Origin of the sequence: Haliea alexandrii, assembly GCF_003719295.1 — a bacterium.
In the GTDB taxonomy this organism is placed as follows: domain Bacteria; phylum Pseudomonadota; class Gammaproteobacteria; order Pseudomonadales; family Halieaceae; genus Haliea; species Haliea alexandrii.
Genome location: NZ_RFLW01000001.1, coordinates 1,649,066 through 1,665,103, shown reverse-complemented (window position 1 = coordinate 1,665,103; position 16,038 = coordinate 1,649,066). Strand labels below are relative to the sequence as shown.

Sequence of the window (16,038 nt, the reverse complement as noted above, 5' to 3'; positions counted from 1 at the left end):
TTCCACCCATCGCGAGCGAACACAATGACGAAGCAATTGGACACTGTACTAACCACAAGCCCGGTCATCCCCGTTATCGTCATCGAGCGCGCAGATGATGCCGTGCCCCTGGCTGAGGCGTTGGTGCGCGGTGGACTGAACGTGCTGGAAATCACCTTGCGCAGCGAGCACGGCCTGACCGCCATTGCGGCCATCAAGAAACACGTCCCCGGGGCGATCGTGGGTGCCGGCACTGTGCTCTCTGCAAGCGACTTCCAGGCTTCTGTCGATGCCGGTGCCGAATTTATTGTTAGCCCCGGGACAACAGCCGCACTGCTCGAGGCAGCAACTGCAAGCGGCACCCCCTTGCTTCCCGGTGTGGCAACGCCGAGCGAGGCCATGACGGTTCTGGAACATGGCTTTCACTGCATGAAGTTTTTCCCGGCTGAAGCCGCTGGCGGCACCCGGATGCTGAAAGCCATCGCCGGGCCCATGCCGCAGATAAAATTCTGCCCCACAGGCGGCATAAACCTGGCGAATGTAAAAGACTACCTGGCGCTCGATAACGTCCTGTGTGTCGGTGGAACCTGGATGCTCGACAGCGCCGCAATCCGGTCAGGGGATTGGGCTCAAATAGAGGCATGCGCCCGTGCCGCGGCCGGGCTTTCAGCCAGGGACTAAACCTGCGGGAGCCAACGACGTGTGCGCTGCGTAGCCCGGGATCGCCCACTCCCCGAACCTTCAGCCACCATCACTTTCCTTGCCATCCACCGTCGCCAGAATGGCCTGGGCCTCGTCACACCAGGCCAGAAAGTGCTCTCCCTGACGGATGCCTGCCAACAGGGCCAGAAACACACCCTTGCGCCTTACCGGCAGGGCCGTGGGGTCTGCATAGTGGCGTCGGCGGATTTTTTCATACAGATAGAGGCGCTGCATCATCTGCTCTCGACGATGGCCAATCTCCATCGCAAGATGCGCGGCGTTGCTTTCGGCAAGATTGTACAACTTGACGAACAGGTCGTCCTTGCCCTCCTGCACGCGCGAGTTGCCCATCACCCACTCCGCCATGGCGCTGCGCCCGGCCTCGGTAAGCGCGTAGACGATCTTGTCGGGCTTGCCCGCCTGGGCGACGGTTTCGCGCTGCAGCCAACCCCGGTCGGCCAGCTTGTGCAGTTCCTGGTAGATCTGTTGATGGCTGGCGCGCCAGAACAGCCCCAGGGAGATATCGAACGCCTTGGCCAGTTCATAGCCCGACATGTCGTCTTCCAACAGGGCGGTCATGATTGCGTGAGAGAGTGCCATGGCTGCTGCTGAGTACCTCGTATCGCGTGCGGCGTGAGCTTGGCAGCTTAAACCCGGAACGCTTTGCATGCAAAAGGTTGCATATCAACTCAATATGCAATAAATTGCATAAAACTGCAACCCGTAATGGAGTTTCATCCCATGGCACTACCCGCTGTTCTGCAAGACAAACTGCGTCTGCCCGCCGTCGCCGCCCCCATGTTCATCGTCTCCAACCCGGACCTGGTGATTGCCCAGTGCAAAGCCGGCATCGTCGGCTCTTTCCCGGCCCTGAATGCGCGGCCGGCGGAGGAGCTCGACGTCTGGCTGGCGAAAATCACCCGTGAACTGGCTGAGTGGGACGCAGAACACCCCGACACACCAGCGGCACCGTTTGCCGTGAACCAGATCGTGCACGGCTCTAACGACCGCCTGCAACACGACCTGGAAATGTGTGTGAAGTACAAGGTGCCCATTGTTATTACCTCTCTCGGTGCGAAGGAAATGGTCAACGAGGCGGTACACAGTTATGGCGGAATTGTGCTGCACGATGTGATCAACAACCGTTTTGCCCACAAAGCCATCGAGAAGGGTGCGGACGGCCTGATCGCCGTCGCCTCCGGCGCCGGTGGCCACGCCGGCCCGCTGTCGCCCATCGCCTTGATTCAGGAAATCCGGGAGTGGTTCGATGGCCCGCTGCTGCTTTCCGGCTCAATCGCCACCGGCGATGCTATCCTCGCCGCACAGGCCATGGGGGCGGACCTGGGCTATATCGGCTCGGCGTTCATCGCCACCAAAGAAGCCAATGCCGAGCAGGCCTACAAGCAGGCCATTGTCGACCACGGCGCCGGCGACATTGTCTACAGCAACTTGTTCACGGGAATCCACGGCAATTACCTGCGCCCCTCTATCGAGGCAGCCGGGCTGGACCCGGACAACCTGCCCGAGAGTGACCCGTCGGCGATGAACTTCGGCTCTGGCGGCAACAGCGACGCCAAGGCCTGGAAAGATATCTGGGGCTGCGGCCAGGGCATAGGTGCCGTGAAGGAAATTCTCTCCGCGGGTGACTTGGTGGCGCGCCTGCAGCGCGAATACGCCGCAGCGCGCGCCCGCCTGCTGGTGAGCTAGGCCGCTGCCTCAGCGGCGGCCGGGAAGTCCCGCGAGTTCGCTGAACTTGACCACGCGGGCATGCACCGGTGGATGCTCACTGGCACCTATCCAGCGCCAGCACAGGGTGCCCGTGTGGTGGCCCGCGGTTTCCACCCAGTTCGCCTGCGGCGGTTTCTCGTGCGCCACCACGATCACCACGCCGCCGTCCTCTTCATAGGCGGCGGTGTGTTTATTGAAGTGAATCTGGTGGTAACGGAAGTCCAGTGATTCCATCCACCAGTTCTGCAGCACGAAGTTCCACGTCTGACAGGCCGGCACCACGGGTGCCTCGATCAACAGCGCCTCATCCGGTGCCAGCTCCCAGGCACTGTGAAAATAGTAGATATTGGGGTCGCCACCAATGGCCTGGCAAAACGCCTGGTCCGCCGGTGCGACCTGGTTCAGGGTCGGCAGGAAGCTCGCCGCCCAGCCTTCGAACAGCCCGGTGGTGCTGCGCATGAACTGCACCGCGCCCTGCAAGGCACGGTCGAGCTTTTCCGGCGATAGCGGCTCGGGCCGCTCATGCTCCGCGCCGATACGCTCTATGCGAATTTCCGCGCGCGTCTCGCCACGGCGATCCTGGAAGGTCTGGCGCACGTTCAGCGAGTTGGTCTCGGGCCCCATGGGCAGCCAGTTGCCCGGCTGCTGGCGCTGGCTGACGATAATCTCCAGCGTACCGTCGGGGTTGATATCCATGTCCCGTGAGTCAAGCCAGCCATCGGTTTTCATGCCACCGCCACTGCTGTAGCGATTGATCACGGTGCCAAAGCCCAGATAATTCACCGTACCCCGCGTCCCCGTTATCCGGTAGTCATACTGCGGGTCGATGGTCGCCGTCTGGTAGTGGTTATCCGGGTTGTCGGCACCGAGCTTGATGGTTTCATGTGCCGGACAGCGCAACTCGGGAAAACGCGGGTCACCCGCTTCGAGGAAGCTTTCCAGCCCGGCGCGCAACATACGCGATAGATAACGGTAACCCTCGGCGCGGGTAAACGCATCCTGCGGCGCGTTCTCCGCATCCACCAGCGTACCCGCCTCTTTTAGCGCATCGCAGAACTCACTCCAGGTGCTGCCATCCATCACACGCTGTTCTGCCTTTGCAGGTTCATTCATACCGTTGCCTCTTCATCCAGTGTCAGGTCGTAACGTTGCATGTAGTCCTCAAACAGCGCCGCCACCTCATCGCGACTGATGGCGTAGTCCTCCAGCCGATAGCGGTGCAGCCCGTGTTTACCGCGCGGGTGATTGTCCAGCCAGGCCTGCATACGCTGCCGCGCCTCCGCTTGCAGCGGCATGTCGCGCAGGGCATAAAGCTGTTCCAGTACACGCCAGGGGTTGGCGACAAACTCGTCGTGATACACATCGAGGAACTGGCCCGGGTGTGTCGGTTCCAGCGCCGCGCGATCTGCTTCGAATGTACGCGTATAGGCGGTGAGCATGGTCATCCAGTCACGGCCGATTTCCGCGCGATCAATGCTGTCGCTGCTGCTGCGCCGCAGCACCTCGCTGAAGCTGCAGCCAGAACCGACAAACGCCAGTGGCGCGCGGTGGGTCTGGACAATAATGGCATCCGGGTATACCCGCAGTATTTCGCGCAGGCCGAGCTGGTGAAAGGGTGCCTTCAGCACCCACTGCCCCGCATGACGCGACTGCAGCAGCTGCAGCTGCCTGCGGTGATAGTCGTAGCTGTCAGAACGACACAAATTGGCGTACAGCCAGTTCGCGTAGCTGGGTACGTGAAATAGCGCGGAGTATTCAACCGACATGAAATTGCGGTTGAGCAACATGTAGCACTCGTCCGGCTCTTCGGCGTCAATCAGGTGGGTCTGGCGAAAGCCGGGGAGAAACGTCTCAGTCAAGGCGACGCCCTCGGCACGCGCGGCAATACGCGGGTCACTGGTATAGGACGCCGTCTCCGGTGGCGGTACAGGCTGCTGGGCCTCCCACAGCCGCAGGGTGCGATTGCGGGGATCCTGGTTCAGCAGGTGATGCAGGGCCGTGGTGCCGGTGCGCGGCAGACCCAGAATGAATACCGGGCGCTGCACCTGCTGCTCGCCAACCTCGGGGTGAGAGGTGAGGTAATCTTCGATCTCCAGGCGCCGCGAGAGCCCCTCAAGAATGGTCATTTCGGCCCGCATGTGACCGAACTCGTTCAGCCGCGCTTCGGTATGCAGCGCCTCGAGCAGGCGCTCCAGTGCCTCGTAAAAGGCCGGGTCGCCAAAATCTTCCAGCCCGGTATCCAGCATCGCCTGTTGGCGCAATGCTTCCAGTTCCAGCACAGGGACTTCCTTTTCATCGTCATTATTATTGTGGCGCTAACGCCGCGATACACTCTACAAAGCTGCGCGCGGGCAAGCACCCCCGAAAGCGAGACTGCCGGTTGCTGGTATAACAAGCGAGACCAGCGACCCGCCCAACGGCTCTGGCTCAGATGGGGGAGCCCGGGGGAGCCACGTGCGGCTGCAATCCCTGCAGGGCACCCGGCGTGTCCAGCAAGTGCTGTATCTGCAGTTGCCCAAAACGGTAGTGCGCGCGCCAGGCAGGTGATACTACTTGTGCCTGCTGCTCCAGCCAGCCATGCAGTGCCAGCAGTGCGTCCAGGCTTTCTGCGCGCACCTGGGGCTGCACCTCGGCGGTGCGCGCCAAACGCAGCAGCCGCGCCAGCGCTTCCATATTGACAACCCGCTGCAGTGCGCCAGTATTACCCTGCGCGGGCTCCGCATACCAGCTGCGCTTGAGCACGGCATCCAGCAGCTCCGGGAACCCGGGCTGGGCGGCGGAGCGCGCCTGGTTATTATTCATACGCACCGCACGCGTGGGATTCAATAACATATCCAGAGTCAGGCCCGCAGCGGTGGCCGCAGCCGCCTGGGGGTCGAACACGTACCCGGTATCGCGGGGAAAAAGCTCGCGGTCGCCGCCATAGCCCGGTGGGCGCGGCGGTATCAGCGCCAACAGGTCGGCTGGCATGGCCAACGCATCCGGGGCCAGCGTTGCCAGCAACGCCTCGAGCGCTGCGCGCTGCTGCGCGGGCAACACTGCGGCCACCGGCACCTGCCCATCGCCACGCAGTGCGTAGCTGAACGCCTGACCACCAATGAGAGTCGCCGCCGCCTGCAGTTGATAGCGATGCAACAGGTACATGGGAACCAGTACATCCTCCAGCTGGGCCAGGGGTCGTCCAAGCCGCACGCTGCGCTCGGAAAAACGCCCCAGCACGTTAGCGCGCAGGTCCATCAGCCGATTCAACTCTTCCACCGGATCGCTGCCATTATCCCACAGGCTCCCCAGCGGGTGTGCCGGGCCGGCACTGACGGCGAAGGCATCGACACGGGAATGCACATCGGCCACATAGTGCAGGCCCGCCGCATAGGTATCGCGAACGATCTGCTCACGCGCTGCGGCGGCATCCACCGCCTCCGGGAAATGCTGGTAGCCATGCAGAATGGCTCGCTTGTCCCACTCACCGAGGCCAGTGGTGTAGGCCTGGGAAAGGTCAGGCACGCCCGCTGCGTCCAAGGTGACGTAAGGGTGAGGGTAATCCATCACCGATGCCCGCCCGTCCGCACTCGCCGCAAAGTTGTGCTCCAGGCCCAGGGTATGGCCCACTTCATGCGCCGCGAGCTGACGGATACGCGCCAGGGCAAAGTCCAACATGGTCTCGGGCACACTGCCGTCTTCCGCATAGGGCGCCAGTAACCCTTCCGCCAGCAGGTAATCCTGCCGTACGCGCAGCGAACCGAGGGTCACATGGCCCTTGATGATTTCCTGGGTGCGCGGGTCGCGCACGCTGGAACCGTAGGACCATCCGCGCGTAGAGCGATGCACCCACTGAATGACGTTATAGCGCACATCCATCGGGTCGGCGTCCTCGGGCAGGAGACGGACCTGGAAGGCGTTGTCATAACCCGCCGCTTCAAATGCTTCATTCCACCAGGCGGCGCCTTCCATCAGCGCACTGCGAACCGGCTCGGGGGCTCCCCGGTCCAGGTAGTAGACGATTGGCTCCACGGCCTCACTGCGCTCCGCTTGCGGATCCTTCTTTTGCAGTCGATGGCGCCAGGCATAGGGCTGGCGAACCGGCTCACCAATGGGCACCGCATAGTCGACCCGCTGCCGGTCGTAATCCGGGTCGATAAAGCCCGCGCGCGGATCGTAGGGCAAGGGCTCGTAGCCGGGCTCGGGCAGGCGCACAAAGGCGTGATGCTGGTGCACGCTCAGTGACCGCGGATCGGGGGTGACGGTGGCCAGCTGCTGGCCGGCAGGTTCGCCTGCCAGGGTGACCAGCGCATCCACCTCGGTGTTATCGGGAAAAGCGCGAGTACGGGGCAGGTAGATGGCAGAGCGATCCGGGTCGGCGTGGTAATCACCCTCCTCGCGGTCCTTCAGCCGCCTCGCGACACCGTGCACATCGCTGACAAAGTAATCCGTGCCATCCACCAGCACGCGATCGCCGCTGCGGGCCACCACGGGGAAACTGGCCAGCGCGGAACGGGCAAAGGCCTCTTCCACGGCGCGACGCTCGTCTGCGTTGCTGCTGCCCGCCGTATACACGGGGTTATCGGCCATCAGCAACACCTTGTCGCCCACCCGGCTGAATCGCGCCAGACGGGTGTTGCCGAGCTGCCCCCGATCAAGGCCCAGATCGTTGGAGCCGACACCGCTGGACAGGCTGCTGACGTAAATGAAAGGCTGCTCAAAGGCGCTAATTTCCAGGTACAGACGTCCGCCTGTATCGTCCCAGTACAGGTTCTGGAAGCCCTGCAGGTACTGCATTCCCGCCGTGTGGGCATCGACGTCCGGAAGGCCAGACTTGCCACCCTGGTGTGCCGAATCGCTGCAGGCCGCCAGCACAAGTACCACACATGCCAAAAACAGGTGCTTCACCCTATCCCCTCCTGTGGCGTGGACAGGCAAGCGGCTACAGCCCGCGCCGCGTGCGCACGGCAGCCGCCAGTTCTTCGAGTAGCGTTTCCGTGTGCTCCCAGTCGATACACGGGTCGGTAATACTCTGGCCATATACCAGCGATTCACCGGCCACCACATCCTGGCGCCCGGCGACCAGGTTGCTCTCGATCATCAAGCCAAAGATGGCGCTGTTGCCCCGCGCCACCTGGGCGCCGATATCGCGAATCACATCCACCTGACGCGCAGGTATCTTGCGACTGTTGGCGTGGCTGGCATCCACCATGATACGTGCGGGCAAGCCCGCCTTGCGGAGCATGGCGGCCGCATCGTCCACCGAGAACATGTCGTAGTTGGGATGCTTGCCGCCGCGCAGAATGATGTGGCAGTCCTCGTTGCCCGCTGTCTGGAAAATCGCGGAATGACCCTGCTTGGTGACCGACAGAAAATGGTGTGGCTGGGACGCCGACTTGATGGCGTCTATCGCCACCTGTATGTCGCCATCGGTCGCGTTCTTGAAGCCCACTGGACAGGACAGCCCCGAGGCCAGTTCGCGGTGCGTCTGGCTCTCGGTCGTGCGTGCGCCGATCGCGCCCCAGGACACCAGGTCCGCCACGTACTGGGGACTGATCAGGTCCAGGTATTCGGTGCCGGTCGGCAAGCCCATGGCGGCGAGGTCTGCCAGCAATTGACGGGCGAGGTGCAGGCCCTTGTTGATCTGGAACGTGTTATTCAGGTCCGGGTCGTTGATCAGCCCTTTCCAGCCCACCGTGGTGCGCGGTTTCTCGAAATACACCCGCATAACCACCTGCAGGTCGGCCTGCAGCGACTGCGCCACACGCTGCAGGCGTTGTGCATAATCACGGGCCGCGTCGGGGTCGTGAATGGAACAGGGGCCGACGACCACCAGCAGGCGGTCATCCTTTTCGGCCAGAATAGCGTGAATACCGCGGCGTGCAGCACTCACGGTCTGTGCCGCCGTCTCGTCCAGGGCGATATCACTGATCAGCTGCTGCGGCGCTACCAGTTCATTGGTGCGCCGAATGCGCAGGTCGTCTGTATTGGTGGTCATGGGATCCCGATGTGTGGTGCAGAGCTATCTACTATACCACCGGGCACTTGCCGCTTGCAGCTGGGGCGCGGAGAGTCAGGTGCGGGCAAGGTCACTCGGGTGATCAATATCCCGAAGTATGCCCGGGTCCGCAACGGCCAGCAGCGTTCGCCGTTCACCTGCCTCGCGCACGAGCGCCCGCGCACCCGTATCGCCCTGCAGGTTTGCCAGCCGGTCAAACCAATCCGCGCCGAATCCTGCCGGGTGACCGCTGCACCCCTGCCAGGTGGGCACCACGATGGTCTCGCGTGTCAATGCGGCCGCCACCTCACGATAGGTCAACGACTGAATAGCAGGCATATCCGCCAACGCCACCAGAACCCCTTCCCATGCAGGCAGCTGTGCAACGCCCTCCGCGAGCGTGCTACCCATGCCGCAGCGCGCGCGAGCGCAGGCAATCACTTCCTCCGGCTGCAAGCCTGCCTGCTGCGCCAATTGCGCTTCACCGGGACGCAGACAGACCCGCAGCGGCAGGCCTGTGCCACGAATCACAGCAATAGAAGTAGCCAGTAACGTCTGCCCGGACCGGGTCTGCGCGCGGCGTTTGTCGCTGCCGAAACGTCGCCCCTCACCGGCGGCGAGCAACAGCACGCCAACGGTCACGCGGGCGGGGGCCTGCGGCGCAGGCTCACCAACTGCGCCATGATCGATACCGCAATTTCCAGCGGTGTCTTGCTGCCGATATCCAGGCCCACCGGCGCATGCAGAGCGGCCAACTGCGTATCGCTCAGGCCGAGCTGCCGGAGCCGTCCAAGGCGTTTCTCGGTGGTTTTCAGGGAGCCCAGCGCGCCGACATACCAGGCCTCGGTAGTCAGCGCCTCCATCAGCGCCATGTCGTCGATGCGGGGGTCGTGGGTGAGGGTGATCACAATACTGTGGCAATCACTGGCGTGCGTGCGCACGGCGTCATCCGGCATGCCGTCCAGCAGGGGGACGGCGGGCCCCGGCCACTGCGCACGCACGCTTTCGCGGGGGTCGGCCACCAGAACATCGTAGTCCATCGCCAGTGCCAACTCCGCCAGGGATTGGCTGAGTTGACCCGCGCCTACCAGCAGCATGCGCATTTGTGGGCCAAAGGTCTGCACCAGTTCGGCCTCCAACAGCTGCAGCGGGCCGTGCGTCGCAACCGGTGACCATTGCGTAATACCGGTGGGAATCGACACCCGGCGCTGCAGGCAGCGCCGCTCTGCCAGCGCCGTTAGCGCTGCCTCCAGCCACGCCTCGTCCCGGTCGGGTTGCAGCCGCTGCACCAGCACCTGCAAGCGGCCGCCGCAGGGTAAACCGAGGCGTTCATTCTGCTCTGCCGTCACGCCATAAGGCACAAGCTCGGCACCAGTTAAGGGCAATGCAGCGGAACGCAAACGCTCCAGCAGGTCCTCCTCGATACAGCCGCCAGAGAGCGAGCCCACCTGCTCACCCTGCGCATTGCACACCAGCAATGAACCCGGAGGTCGTGGTGAAGAGCCCTGCGCGGCGGCGACCGTACACAACCAGACGGCGGTCTCCCGTCGCTGCAGCCAGGCAAGCGCCGCCTCGAGAGCCGCCTGATTGGCACTCTGCACGGCTACGCCTCGCCGTCTGCGGCTGGCTGAGCCGCCCAGTGAGCATCCAGCAGCCTGCCAATAGTATTGGGCACCACCAGGTGCGCCGCGTACCAGGTGTGCAGGCAGCGAATACGTCCGGAGTCGGCGATTCCGCCAATGCCGCGCTGCCGTAACACGTCGGCAAAGCCCAACTGTTCCAGCGCCTGACGCTCGTCCGGCGCGAGGTGTTCTTCACGCAGTTTGATATGGGCCGCGTGGTCTGCGGCCATGCCCCTCTGCAAGGCTGGGTCATCATCGACCTGACGCTGAAACCGCGCGATCAGCCCACTCGCCTCCTCCCGGTCAATCCGGTAGTTCAATGCGGGGTCGACCAGCCAGAACAGGGTGGGGAAGGGCGTGCGCTCGACCAGCGACGCGACGCGAATCACCTGCGGGTGACCGGCCTCATCCGCTACCGCGATCTCTCGCAGGCCGCGGGGCTCGCGGCCGAGGCGTTCTGCCACCTGCACCCTCTGTGTTGCCGAAACTGTCATGACTGCCCTCATCGCACCGCTAGCCCTGCATTCTACGTCAAGCACGCCGACAGAACGACGCCTGCAGCATGCGGACAGAATCTGGACAATTGACAGCCTGCTCTCTGGCCTCTACAGTGCGCGGCGTACCAGGTGCCTGCCGCTGGTGTCGCTTGACACGGCTGGGTAGGTTAAATGGGAAGTGAGGTAAGGCATAGCGCCGATCCCTCCGCTGCCCCCGCAACGGTAAACAGAGTCCTCTGTGAGCCCGATACCTGCCTGTTACGAGCAACGATGGAGCGGAGGGCTTCATTGAAGGTTGCATGATGCCTCCCCGCATTGCGTTCCCTGATCCCCTCCCTCAATCGCCACAAAACTTTTGGCATTGAGGCACGTCATGACACCACAGAAATTGAGCGGCGCAATCGCGCTGCTGTTCACCCTGCCCGCGTACACACAGGCGGCACCGTCGTCCCAACTCGAGGAAATTGTCGTCAGCTCTTCCCGCGTCGCCATGCCGATGCGTGAGGTCGCCACGTCAATCTCGGTGGTAGACGCTGCGGACATCCAGCGACTGGGCTTCGCCAACCTGCAGGATATTCTGCGCACGGTGCCTGCCGTCGCGGTCAGCAATAATGGCGGGGCCGGCAAAGCGTCTTCCCTGCGTATTCGCGGGGAAGAAAGTTTCCGCACCAAGGTCCTGATCGACGGCATTGATGTCTCTGATACCACGACGCCACAAACGGGCCCGCGCATGGAACACCTGCTCAGCAGCGGCATCCAGCGTGTTGAAATCCTGCGTGGTCCCCAGGGGCTGATGTACGGGGCCGATGCGGGCGGCATCATCAGTATCAGCACGCAGGCTCCACGCAGCGGGTTGGGCGGCGAACTGAGCGCGGAAGCGGGTCGCTACGGCACAACGCAGTACAGTGCGCACCTGGGCACAGGGAATGAACAGGTCGACGCGAATCTGTCCATCGCGGACTACAGCACGGACGGCTTTAACGCACGCATGTCCGACACCAACCCCGCTGACGATGATGGATACAACAATACAACGGTGCACGCGCGCGCCGGCTGGAATATCAGCGAGCAGCTACGCCTGGAAGTCGTGGCCCGGGACGTCGACGGTGACAACCAGTACGACAACTGTTTTACCAACGATACCTTCGCGCCCAGCAATCTCTGTTCGGACGCCTACGAGCAACAGGCGCTGCGTGGTGCCGTCAGCTTCAACGGCGCGCAAACCCGGCACGAGTTTGCCTACAACCACAGCGAGACCGAGCGTCAGTTTTTCACCGAGGGCCTGCCGGGCTTCGGCACGGAAGGTGACCTCACGCGCGTGACTTATCTCGGCAGCTATGCGCCCACCAGCGACCTGCAGCTGGTCTATGGCGTCGACTACGAGGAGCAGTCACTGGATGACGGCAGCTTTGATACCGAGCGCGACCAGACCGGCTACTACTTTGAGTATCAAGGCAGCGTGGCGGATCAATTGTTCTTCACGGCGGGCGCCCGTTACGACGACAACGCCGACTTCGGCAGCCACGATTCCTACCGGGTCAGTGCCGCCTACCTGATGCCGCTCGGCAATAGCGGTGAGGTCAAATTCAAGTCAGCGTGGAGCACCGGCTTCCGTGCACCCAGCCTGTACGAAATTGCCTACAACGGCAGCTTTTTCGCCAGCCCACCGGCCTCGGATACGACTCTGCAGGAAGAACGCAGCGAGGGCTACGAAGTGGGCGTGGGCTGGTACGCCAATGCAGGCCTGATGCTGGAGGCGGTGTACTTCAGCCAAGACGTCGAGAATGAAATATTCTTTGATCCGGTCGCCTTCTCGGGCTACCTGCAAGGTCCGGGCACCACCGAATCCAAGGGCCTGGAGCTGATCGCCGAGGTGCCCCTGCCGTTACAGTTCAGCCTGCAGGGAAACTACACTTACAACGACACGGAAACCGCGGCGGGCGGGCAACGTATCTACCGCCCCCGCCACCTCGCCAACCTCGGGCTGCAGTGGCGTACGCTCTCCGAACAGGCCACACTTGGCCTGCACTGGCGCACGTCCCGCGATGCCCAGGAACGCGATGGTTCGGCGCTGGACGACTACCAGGTGCTGGACATCAATGCGCGCTACTTCTTTACGCCCCGCCTGGAGCTGTACGGCCGTGTTGAAAACCTGCTGGACGAGGACTACCAGGAAATTACCGACTACCGCAGCAGCGAACGGGCGGCTTATGCCGGCGTGCGCTACACCTTCTAGGAGCAGAGCCGTGAGCGAAGAACGCAAAAATGAGCGCCACAAAAAGGCGATGGAAAAACAGAAAGCCAGTGTTGATGCCAGCATCAGCGCCGCCAGCACAGAGCGCGGGGTCAGCATCCTGCTCACCGGAAATGGCAAGGGCAAATCCAGTTCTGCTTTCGGCATGGTCATGCGCGCTCTCGGCTACGGCTACAAGGTCGGTGTGGTGCAGTTCATTAAGGGTGAACAGCTGTCCGGTGAGGAAATCTACTTGCGGGAACAGTGCCCGCAGGTAGATTTCTACCAGATGGGCACCGGTTTCACCTGGGACACTCAGGATCGCAGTGCGGACATCGCCGCCGCGCAGCGTACCTGGGAACAGGCGGCTGCCATGCTCAACAATCCGGACTACCACCTGGTTGTACTGGACGAACTCACCTACATGCTGGCGTTTGATTACCTGCCCGAAAGCGAGGTGCTCGCCGCGCTTGCAGAGCGGCCGCTGGAACAAAGCGTGGTGGTCACCGGCCGCGGCGGCGGCAAGGCATTGCAGGACATCATGGACACCGTCTCCGAAGTGAAGGAAATCAAGCACGCCTACAACGCCGGCATCAAGGCCCGGCTCGGCGTTGATTACTAACGTCATCCATCGCCGACGACGGGCGCAGCGCTTGCTGCTGTTGCTGGTCATCATGCTGCCACTCACCATGCTTCTGGCGCTGGGCAGCGGCGCGGTGAAAATCGCTCCCGGTGATACGCTGAGCGCACTCCTGGGTGCCGACCGCGGCCAGGCCAGCCTTATTGTGCAGCAGATCCGTCTGCCGCGCGTATTGCTGGCGGCCATCATCGGCGCCACGCTGGCCATGAGCGGTGCCGCCATGCAGGGCTTGTTCCGCAATCCCCTCGCGGACCCTTCCCTGATCGGGGTGACCGCGGGTGCCTCACTGGGTGCCTCACTGCTGATTGTGGCGGGGGGTAGTAGCCTGACGGGCTTTATGGGCCTGAGCCTGGTCTCGCTGGCGGCCTTCGTCGGCGGTGTGCTGGCCGTGCTGCTGGTCTACCGACTGGCCAGCTCCGATAACGGTACCTCAGTCGCCACCATGCTACTGGCAGGTATCGCGATCACCGCCCTGGCGGGAGCGGCGGGCAGCCTGCTCGAGTTCTTCACCGACAACGAGCGCCTGCGCCAGATCAGCCTGTGGAAAATGGGAGGCCTCGATGGCGCCACCCTGCCGCGCCTGTTGCTTGCCACGGTGGTCGCCGGTTCGGTGCTGCTGGTACTTCCGCGCTATGCGCTGCCCCTGAACACACTGTTGCTGGGGGAGTCCGAAGCCCGGCATCTCGGTATCGCCGTAAACCGCACCAAACTTGCCCTGATCACCTGGGTCGCTATCGGCGTGGGTACCTCAGTGGCGCTGGTGGGCACCATCGCCTTCGTCGGCCTGGTCGTGCCGCATATCGTGCGCCTGCTGATCGGCCCCGACCACCGCACACTGCTACCCGCCAGCGCGCTGGGCGGCGCCATCCTGCTGGTGTGCGCGGATGCCCTGTCGCGAACCCTGCTGGCACCCACGGAGCTGCCGGTCGGCATCATCACTGCCCTCATCGGCGTGCCATTCTTCATATCGCTGCTGCGCCAGCGACACCACTATGGCATGCAAACATGAGCGTGCTTACGCTGCAAAGCGTGGACGCCGCACCCTGGGGCGACCCGGTGCTAACAGACATCAACCTGCAGCTGGAGCCGGGCGAGGTGATCGGCCTCATCGGCCCCAACGGTGCCGGGAAATCCAGCCTGCTGCGCCTGCTTGCCGGCGACTTTGCAGCCACCAGCGGCAGCCTGCGCTTAGCGGGCCGCGCGCTGGATAGCTGGCCGCGGCAGCAGCTTGCGCAGCGGCGGGCGTTCCTGCCCCAACTATCGCTGCTCAATTTCCCTTACACCGTGGAGGAAGTGGTACTGCTGGGGCGTACGCCACACAGCACCGGCCTGCGTGCCGATCAGGATATTGTGCGTCAGGTATTGCGCGCGACAGATACGCTGTCCCTGCGCAACCGGCTCTATACCCAGCTTTCGGGTGGCGAACGCCAGCGTGTGCAGCTTGCCCGCGTACTGGCGCAGCTGTGGCACACCACCGACATGAGCGGTACGCTCCTGCTGCTGGACGAACCGACAGCAGCGCTGGATCTTGCCCATCAACAGCAGCTGACCACGGTTATTGCCGACATTGCCGCGCGAGGTTGTGCCGTTATGCTCGTGGTGCACGATGTCAATCTGGCGGCCAGCGTCAGCGATCGGCTGCTGGTACTGAATGCAGGGCAGGCCGTGGCCAGCGGTAGTCCGGAGGCCGTCCTCACGCCCGCGCTGTTCCGGGAACTGTTTCACGCCGAGGTGCTGGTGCAGCCGCATCCCAACGGGCGTCAACCACTGGTTATTGGCCTGTGAAACGCGTTCTCGCGCTGTGCTGCCTGCTGGCAGGCTACGCTGGCACCCTCACTGCCGGAACCGTGACGGTGGAGGATTTCGCCGGGCGCAGCGTGACAGTGCCAGAGCCCGCCCGGCGCATCGTCGCACTGGCCCCGCACATCGTGGAGAACCTCTATAGCGCCGGGGCCGGCGATCGTCTGGTGGGTGTGGTGAGCTACAGCGACTTCCCCATCCAGGCCCGGAGCCTACCTCGCGTAGGCTCCTTCAATGCTTTCAGCCTGGAGCAAATCCTGGCCAGCAAACCCGACCTGATACTGATGTGGGGCTCCGGCAACGGGGCTGGCGCTCTGGAAAAACTCGAGCGGCTGGGCGTTCCCGTGTACGTCAGCGAACTGCGCTCACTCGACGACATACCCGCAAGCATCCGCCGCCTGGGGCGACTGGCCGGCACCGAGGCACACAGCGAAACCGAGGCACAGCGCCTCGAGGACGGATTTGCGCGGTTGGCGGGGGAGTTCGGCGCCGCGGCACCCCTGTCAGTGTTCTACCAGATATGGCACCAGCCATTGCAGACCGTCAACGGTGTGCATCTGATCAGCCAGATCATCACGCTCTGTGGCGGCAGGAATATCTTCGCGGATGCCGCCACGCTCGCTCCCCGGATCAACCTGGAATCCGTACTCGCGCGCAATCCGCGCGTGATTGTGGCCGGCGGCATGGAAACGGCACACCCCGAATGGCTCGAGCACTGGCGACAATACCCGGGGTTACAGGCACTGAATGGCGGCCTGCTGTCGGTCAACCCGGACCTGATTCAGCGCCCGACCGCACGCGCCCTGGACGGGGCACGGGACCTCTGTAGCAAACTGGAGGCCGTGCGCACCGGAAATTAA

General features: G+C 63.3%; 15 protein-coding genes and 1 riboswitch. Of the genes, 7 read left to right on the top strand and 8 right to left on the bottom strand.

The genetic code is table 11. The features are described 5' to 3' along the window. Positions 1 to 24: 24 nt before the first annotated feature. A complete protein-coding gene (locus EGJ68_RS07505; RefSeq protein WP_123034113.1) occupies positions 25 to 660 on the top strand; it encodes a bifunctional 4-hydroxy-2-oxoglutarate aldolase/2-dehydro-3-deoxy-phosphogluconate aldolase in 636 nt (211 codons plus the stop codon). 60 nt (positions 661 to 720) lie between these two features. Here the strand turns inward: EGJ68_RS07505 and EGJ68_RS07500 are convergent, their stop codons facing one another. Further along, positions 721 to 1,281 (bottom strand): PadR family transcriptional regulator, encoded by a 561-nt coding sequence (locus tag EGJ68_RS07500; RefSeq protein WP_123033814.1) that lies wholly within the window; start codon positions 1,279 to 1,281, stop codon positions 721 to 723. A gap of 141 nt (positions 1,282 to 1,422) precedes the next feature. Here EGJ68_RS07500 and EGJ68_RS07495 point away from each other — a divergent pair, with 141 nt between their 5' ends. After that, the gene (locus EGJ68_RS07495; RefSeq protein ID WP_123034112.1) at positions 1,423 to 2,388 is read left to right on the top strand and encodes an NAD(P)H-dependent flavin oxidoreductase; all 966 of its coding nucleotides are present in this window, start codon (positions 1,423 to 1,425) and stop codon (positions 2,386 to 2,388) included. Between the two features lie 9 nt (positions 2,389 to 2,397). Here the strand turns inward: EGJ68_RS07495 and EGJ68_RS07490 are convergent, their stop codons facing one another. The 7 genes from EGJ68_RS07490 to EGJ68_RS07460 form a co-directional block, all read right to left on the bottom strand. Next, positions 2,398 to 3,522: a DUF1214 domain-containing protein gene (locus tag EGJ68_RS07490; protein ID WP_123033813.1), complete on the bottom strand. Its 1,125-nt coding sequence runs from the start codon at positions 3,520 to 3,522 to the stop codon at positions 2,398 to 2,400. After that, a complete protein-coding gene (locus EGJ68_RS07485) occupies positions 3,519 to 4,688 on the bottom strand; it encodes a sulfotransferase family protein (RefSeq protein ID WP_123033812.1) in 1,170 nt (389 codons plus the stop codon). The genes EGJ68_RS07490 and EGJ68_RS07485 overlap by 4 nt, the downstream gene beginning before the upstream one ends. A gap of 148 nt (positions 4,689 to 4,836) precedes the next feature. Further along, the gene (locus EGJ68_RS07480; protein WP_199227949.1) at positions 4,837 to 7,296 is read right to left on the bottom strand and encodes a zinc-dependent metalloprotease; all 2,460 of its coding nucleotides are present in this window, start codon (positions 7,294 to 7,296) and stop codon (positions 4,837 to 4,839) included. Between the two features lie 34 nt (positions 7,297 to 7,330). Next, positions 7,331 to 8,386 carry a 3-deoxy-7-phosphoheptulonate synthase gene (locus EGJ68_RS07475; protein WP_123033811.1) on the bottom strand — a complete coding sequence of 352 codons (1,056 nt, stop codon included), beginning with the start codon at positions 8,384 to 8,386 and terminating at the stop codon, positions 7,331 to 7,333. Positions 8,387 to 8,461: 75 nt separating this feature from the next. After that, positions 8,462 to 9,028 carry a nucleotidyltransferase family protein gene (locus EGJ68_RS07470; protein ID WP_158283555.1) on the bottom strand — a complete coding sequence of 189 codons (567 nt, stop codon included), beginning with the start codon at positions 9,026 to 9,028 and terminating at the stop codon, positions 8,462 to 8,464. Beyond that, entirely contained in the window at positions 9,025 to 9,987 is a 963-nt protein-coding gene (locus EGJ68_RS07465; RefSeq protein WP_123033810.1) for an XdhC family protein, read from the bottom strand. The genes EGJ68_RS07470 and EGJ68_RS07465 overlap by 4 nt, the downstream gene beginning before the upstream one ends. Positions 9,988 to 9,989: 2 nt before the next feature. Then, positions 9,990 to 10,502, bottom strand: a complete 513-nt coding sequence (locus EGJ68_RS07460; RefSeq protein ID WP_233248709.1) for a DUF501 domain-containing protein — start codon at positions 10,500 to 10,502, stop codon at positions 9,990 to 9,992. Between the two features lie 124 nt (positions 10,503 to 10,626). After that, positions 10,627 to 10,768: riboswitch (cobalamin riboswitch) on the top strand. Between the two features lie 110 nt (positions 10,769 to 10,878). Here EGJ68_RS07460 and EGJ68_RS07455 point away from each other — a divergent pair. Genes EGJ68_RS07455 through EGJ68_RS07435 form a run of 5 tightly spaced genes read left to right on the top strand, consistent with a single transcriptional unit; the run spans position 10,879 to position 16,038 of the window. Next, positions 10,879 to 12,741 (top strand): TonB-dependent receptor plug domain-containing protein, encoded by a 1,863-nt coding sequence (locus tag EGJ68_RS07455; RefSeq protein ID WP_123033808.1) that lies wholly within the window; start codon positions 10,879 to 10,881, stop codon positions 12,739 to 12,741. Next, on the top strand, positions 12,716 to 13,360 hold the full coding sequence (gene cobO / locus EGJ68_RS07450) for a cob(I)yrinic acid a,c-diamide adenosyltransferase (protein WP_123033807.1): 645 nt from the start codon (positions 12,716 to 12,718) through the stop codon (positions 13,358 to 13,360). Before EGJ68_RS07455 ends, cobO begins: the two co-directional genes overlap by 26 nt. 52 nt (positions 13,361 to 13,412) lie before the next feature. Next, on the top strand, positions 13,413 to 14,387 hold the full coding sequence (locus EGJ68_RS07445) for a FecCD family ABC transporter permease (RefSeq protein WP_123034109.1): 975 nt from the start codon (positions 13,413 to 13,415) through the stop codon (positions 14,385 to 14,387). Further along, positions 14,384 to 15,163, top strand: coding sequence for a heme ABC transporter ATP-binding protein (locus EGJ68_RS07440; protein WP_123033806.1), 780 nt, complete (start codon positions 14,384 to 14,386; stop codon positions 15,161 to 15,163). The genes EGJ68_RS07445 and EGJ68_RS07440 overlap by 4 nt, the downstream gene beginning before the upstream one ends. After that, the gene (locus tag EGJ68_RS07435) at positions 15,160 to 16,038 is read left to right on the top strand and encodes a cobalamin-binding protein (RefSeq protein WP_123033805.1); all 879 of its coding nucleotides are present in this window, start codon (positions 15,160 to 15,162) and stop codon (positions 16,036 to 16,038) included. Before EGJ68_RS07440 ends, EGJ68_RS07435 begins: the two co-directional genes overlap by 4 nt.

Excerpts from the sequence above, each read along its gene's own strand:
- EGJ68_RS07505 (WP_123034113.1), top strand. The coding sequence starts at position 25 with ATGACGAAGCAATTGGACACTGTACTAACCACAAGCCCGGTCATCCCC.
- EGJ68_RS07500 (WP_123033814.1), bottom strand. The coding sequence starts at position 1,281 with ATGGCACTCTCTCACGCAATCATGACCGCCCTGTTGGAAGACGACATG.
- EGJ68_RS07495 (WP_123034112.1), top strand. The coding sequence starts at position 1,423 with ATGGCACTACCCGCTGTTCTGCAAGACAAACTGCGTCTGCCCGCCGTC.
- EGJ68_RS07490 (WP_123033813.1), bottom strand. The coding sequence starts at position 3,522 with ATGAATGAACCTGCAAAGGCAGAACAGCGTGTGATGGATGGCAGCACC.
- EGJ68_RS07475 (WP_123033811.1), bottom strand. The coding sequence starts at position 8,386 with ATGACCACCAATACAGACGACCTGCGCATTCGGCGCACCAATGAACTG.
- EGJ68_RS07460 (WP_233248709.1), bottom strand. The coding sequence starts at position 10,502 with ATGACAGTTTCGGCAACACAGAGGGTGCAGGTGGCAGAACGCCTCGGC.
- EGJ68_RS07455 (WP_123033808.1), top strand. The coding sequence starts at position 10,879 with ATGACACCACAGAAATTGAGCGGCGCAATCGCGCTGCTGTTCACCCTG.
- cobO (WP_123033807.1), top strand. The coding sequence starts at position 12,716 with ATGCCGGCGTGCGCTACACCTTCTAGGAGCAGAGCCGTGAGCGAAGAA.
- EGJ68_RS07445 (WP_123034109.1), top strand. The coding sequence starts at position 13,413 with ATGCTGCCACTCACCATGCTTCTGGCGCTGGGCAGCGGCGCGGTGAAA.
- EGJ68_RS07440 (WP_123033806.1), top strand. The coding sequence starts at position 14,384 with ATGAGCGTGCTTACGCTGCAAAGCGTGGACGCCGCACCCTGGGGCGAC.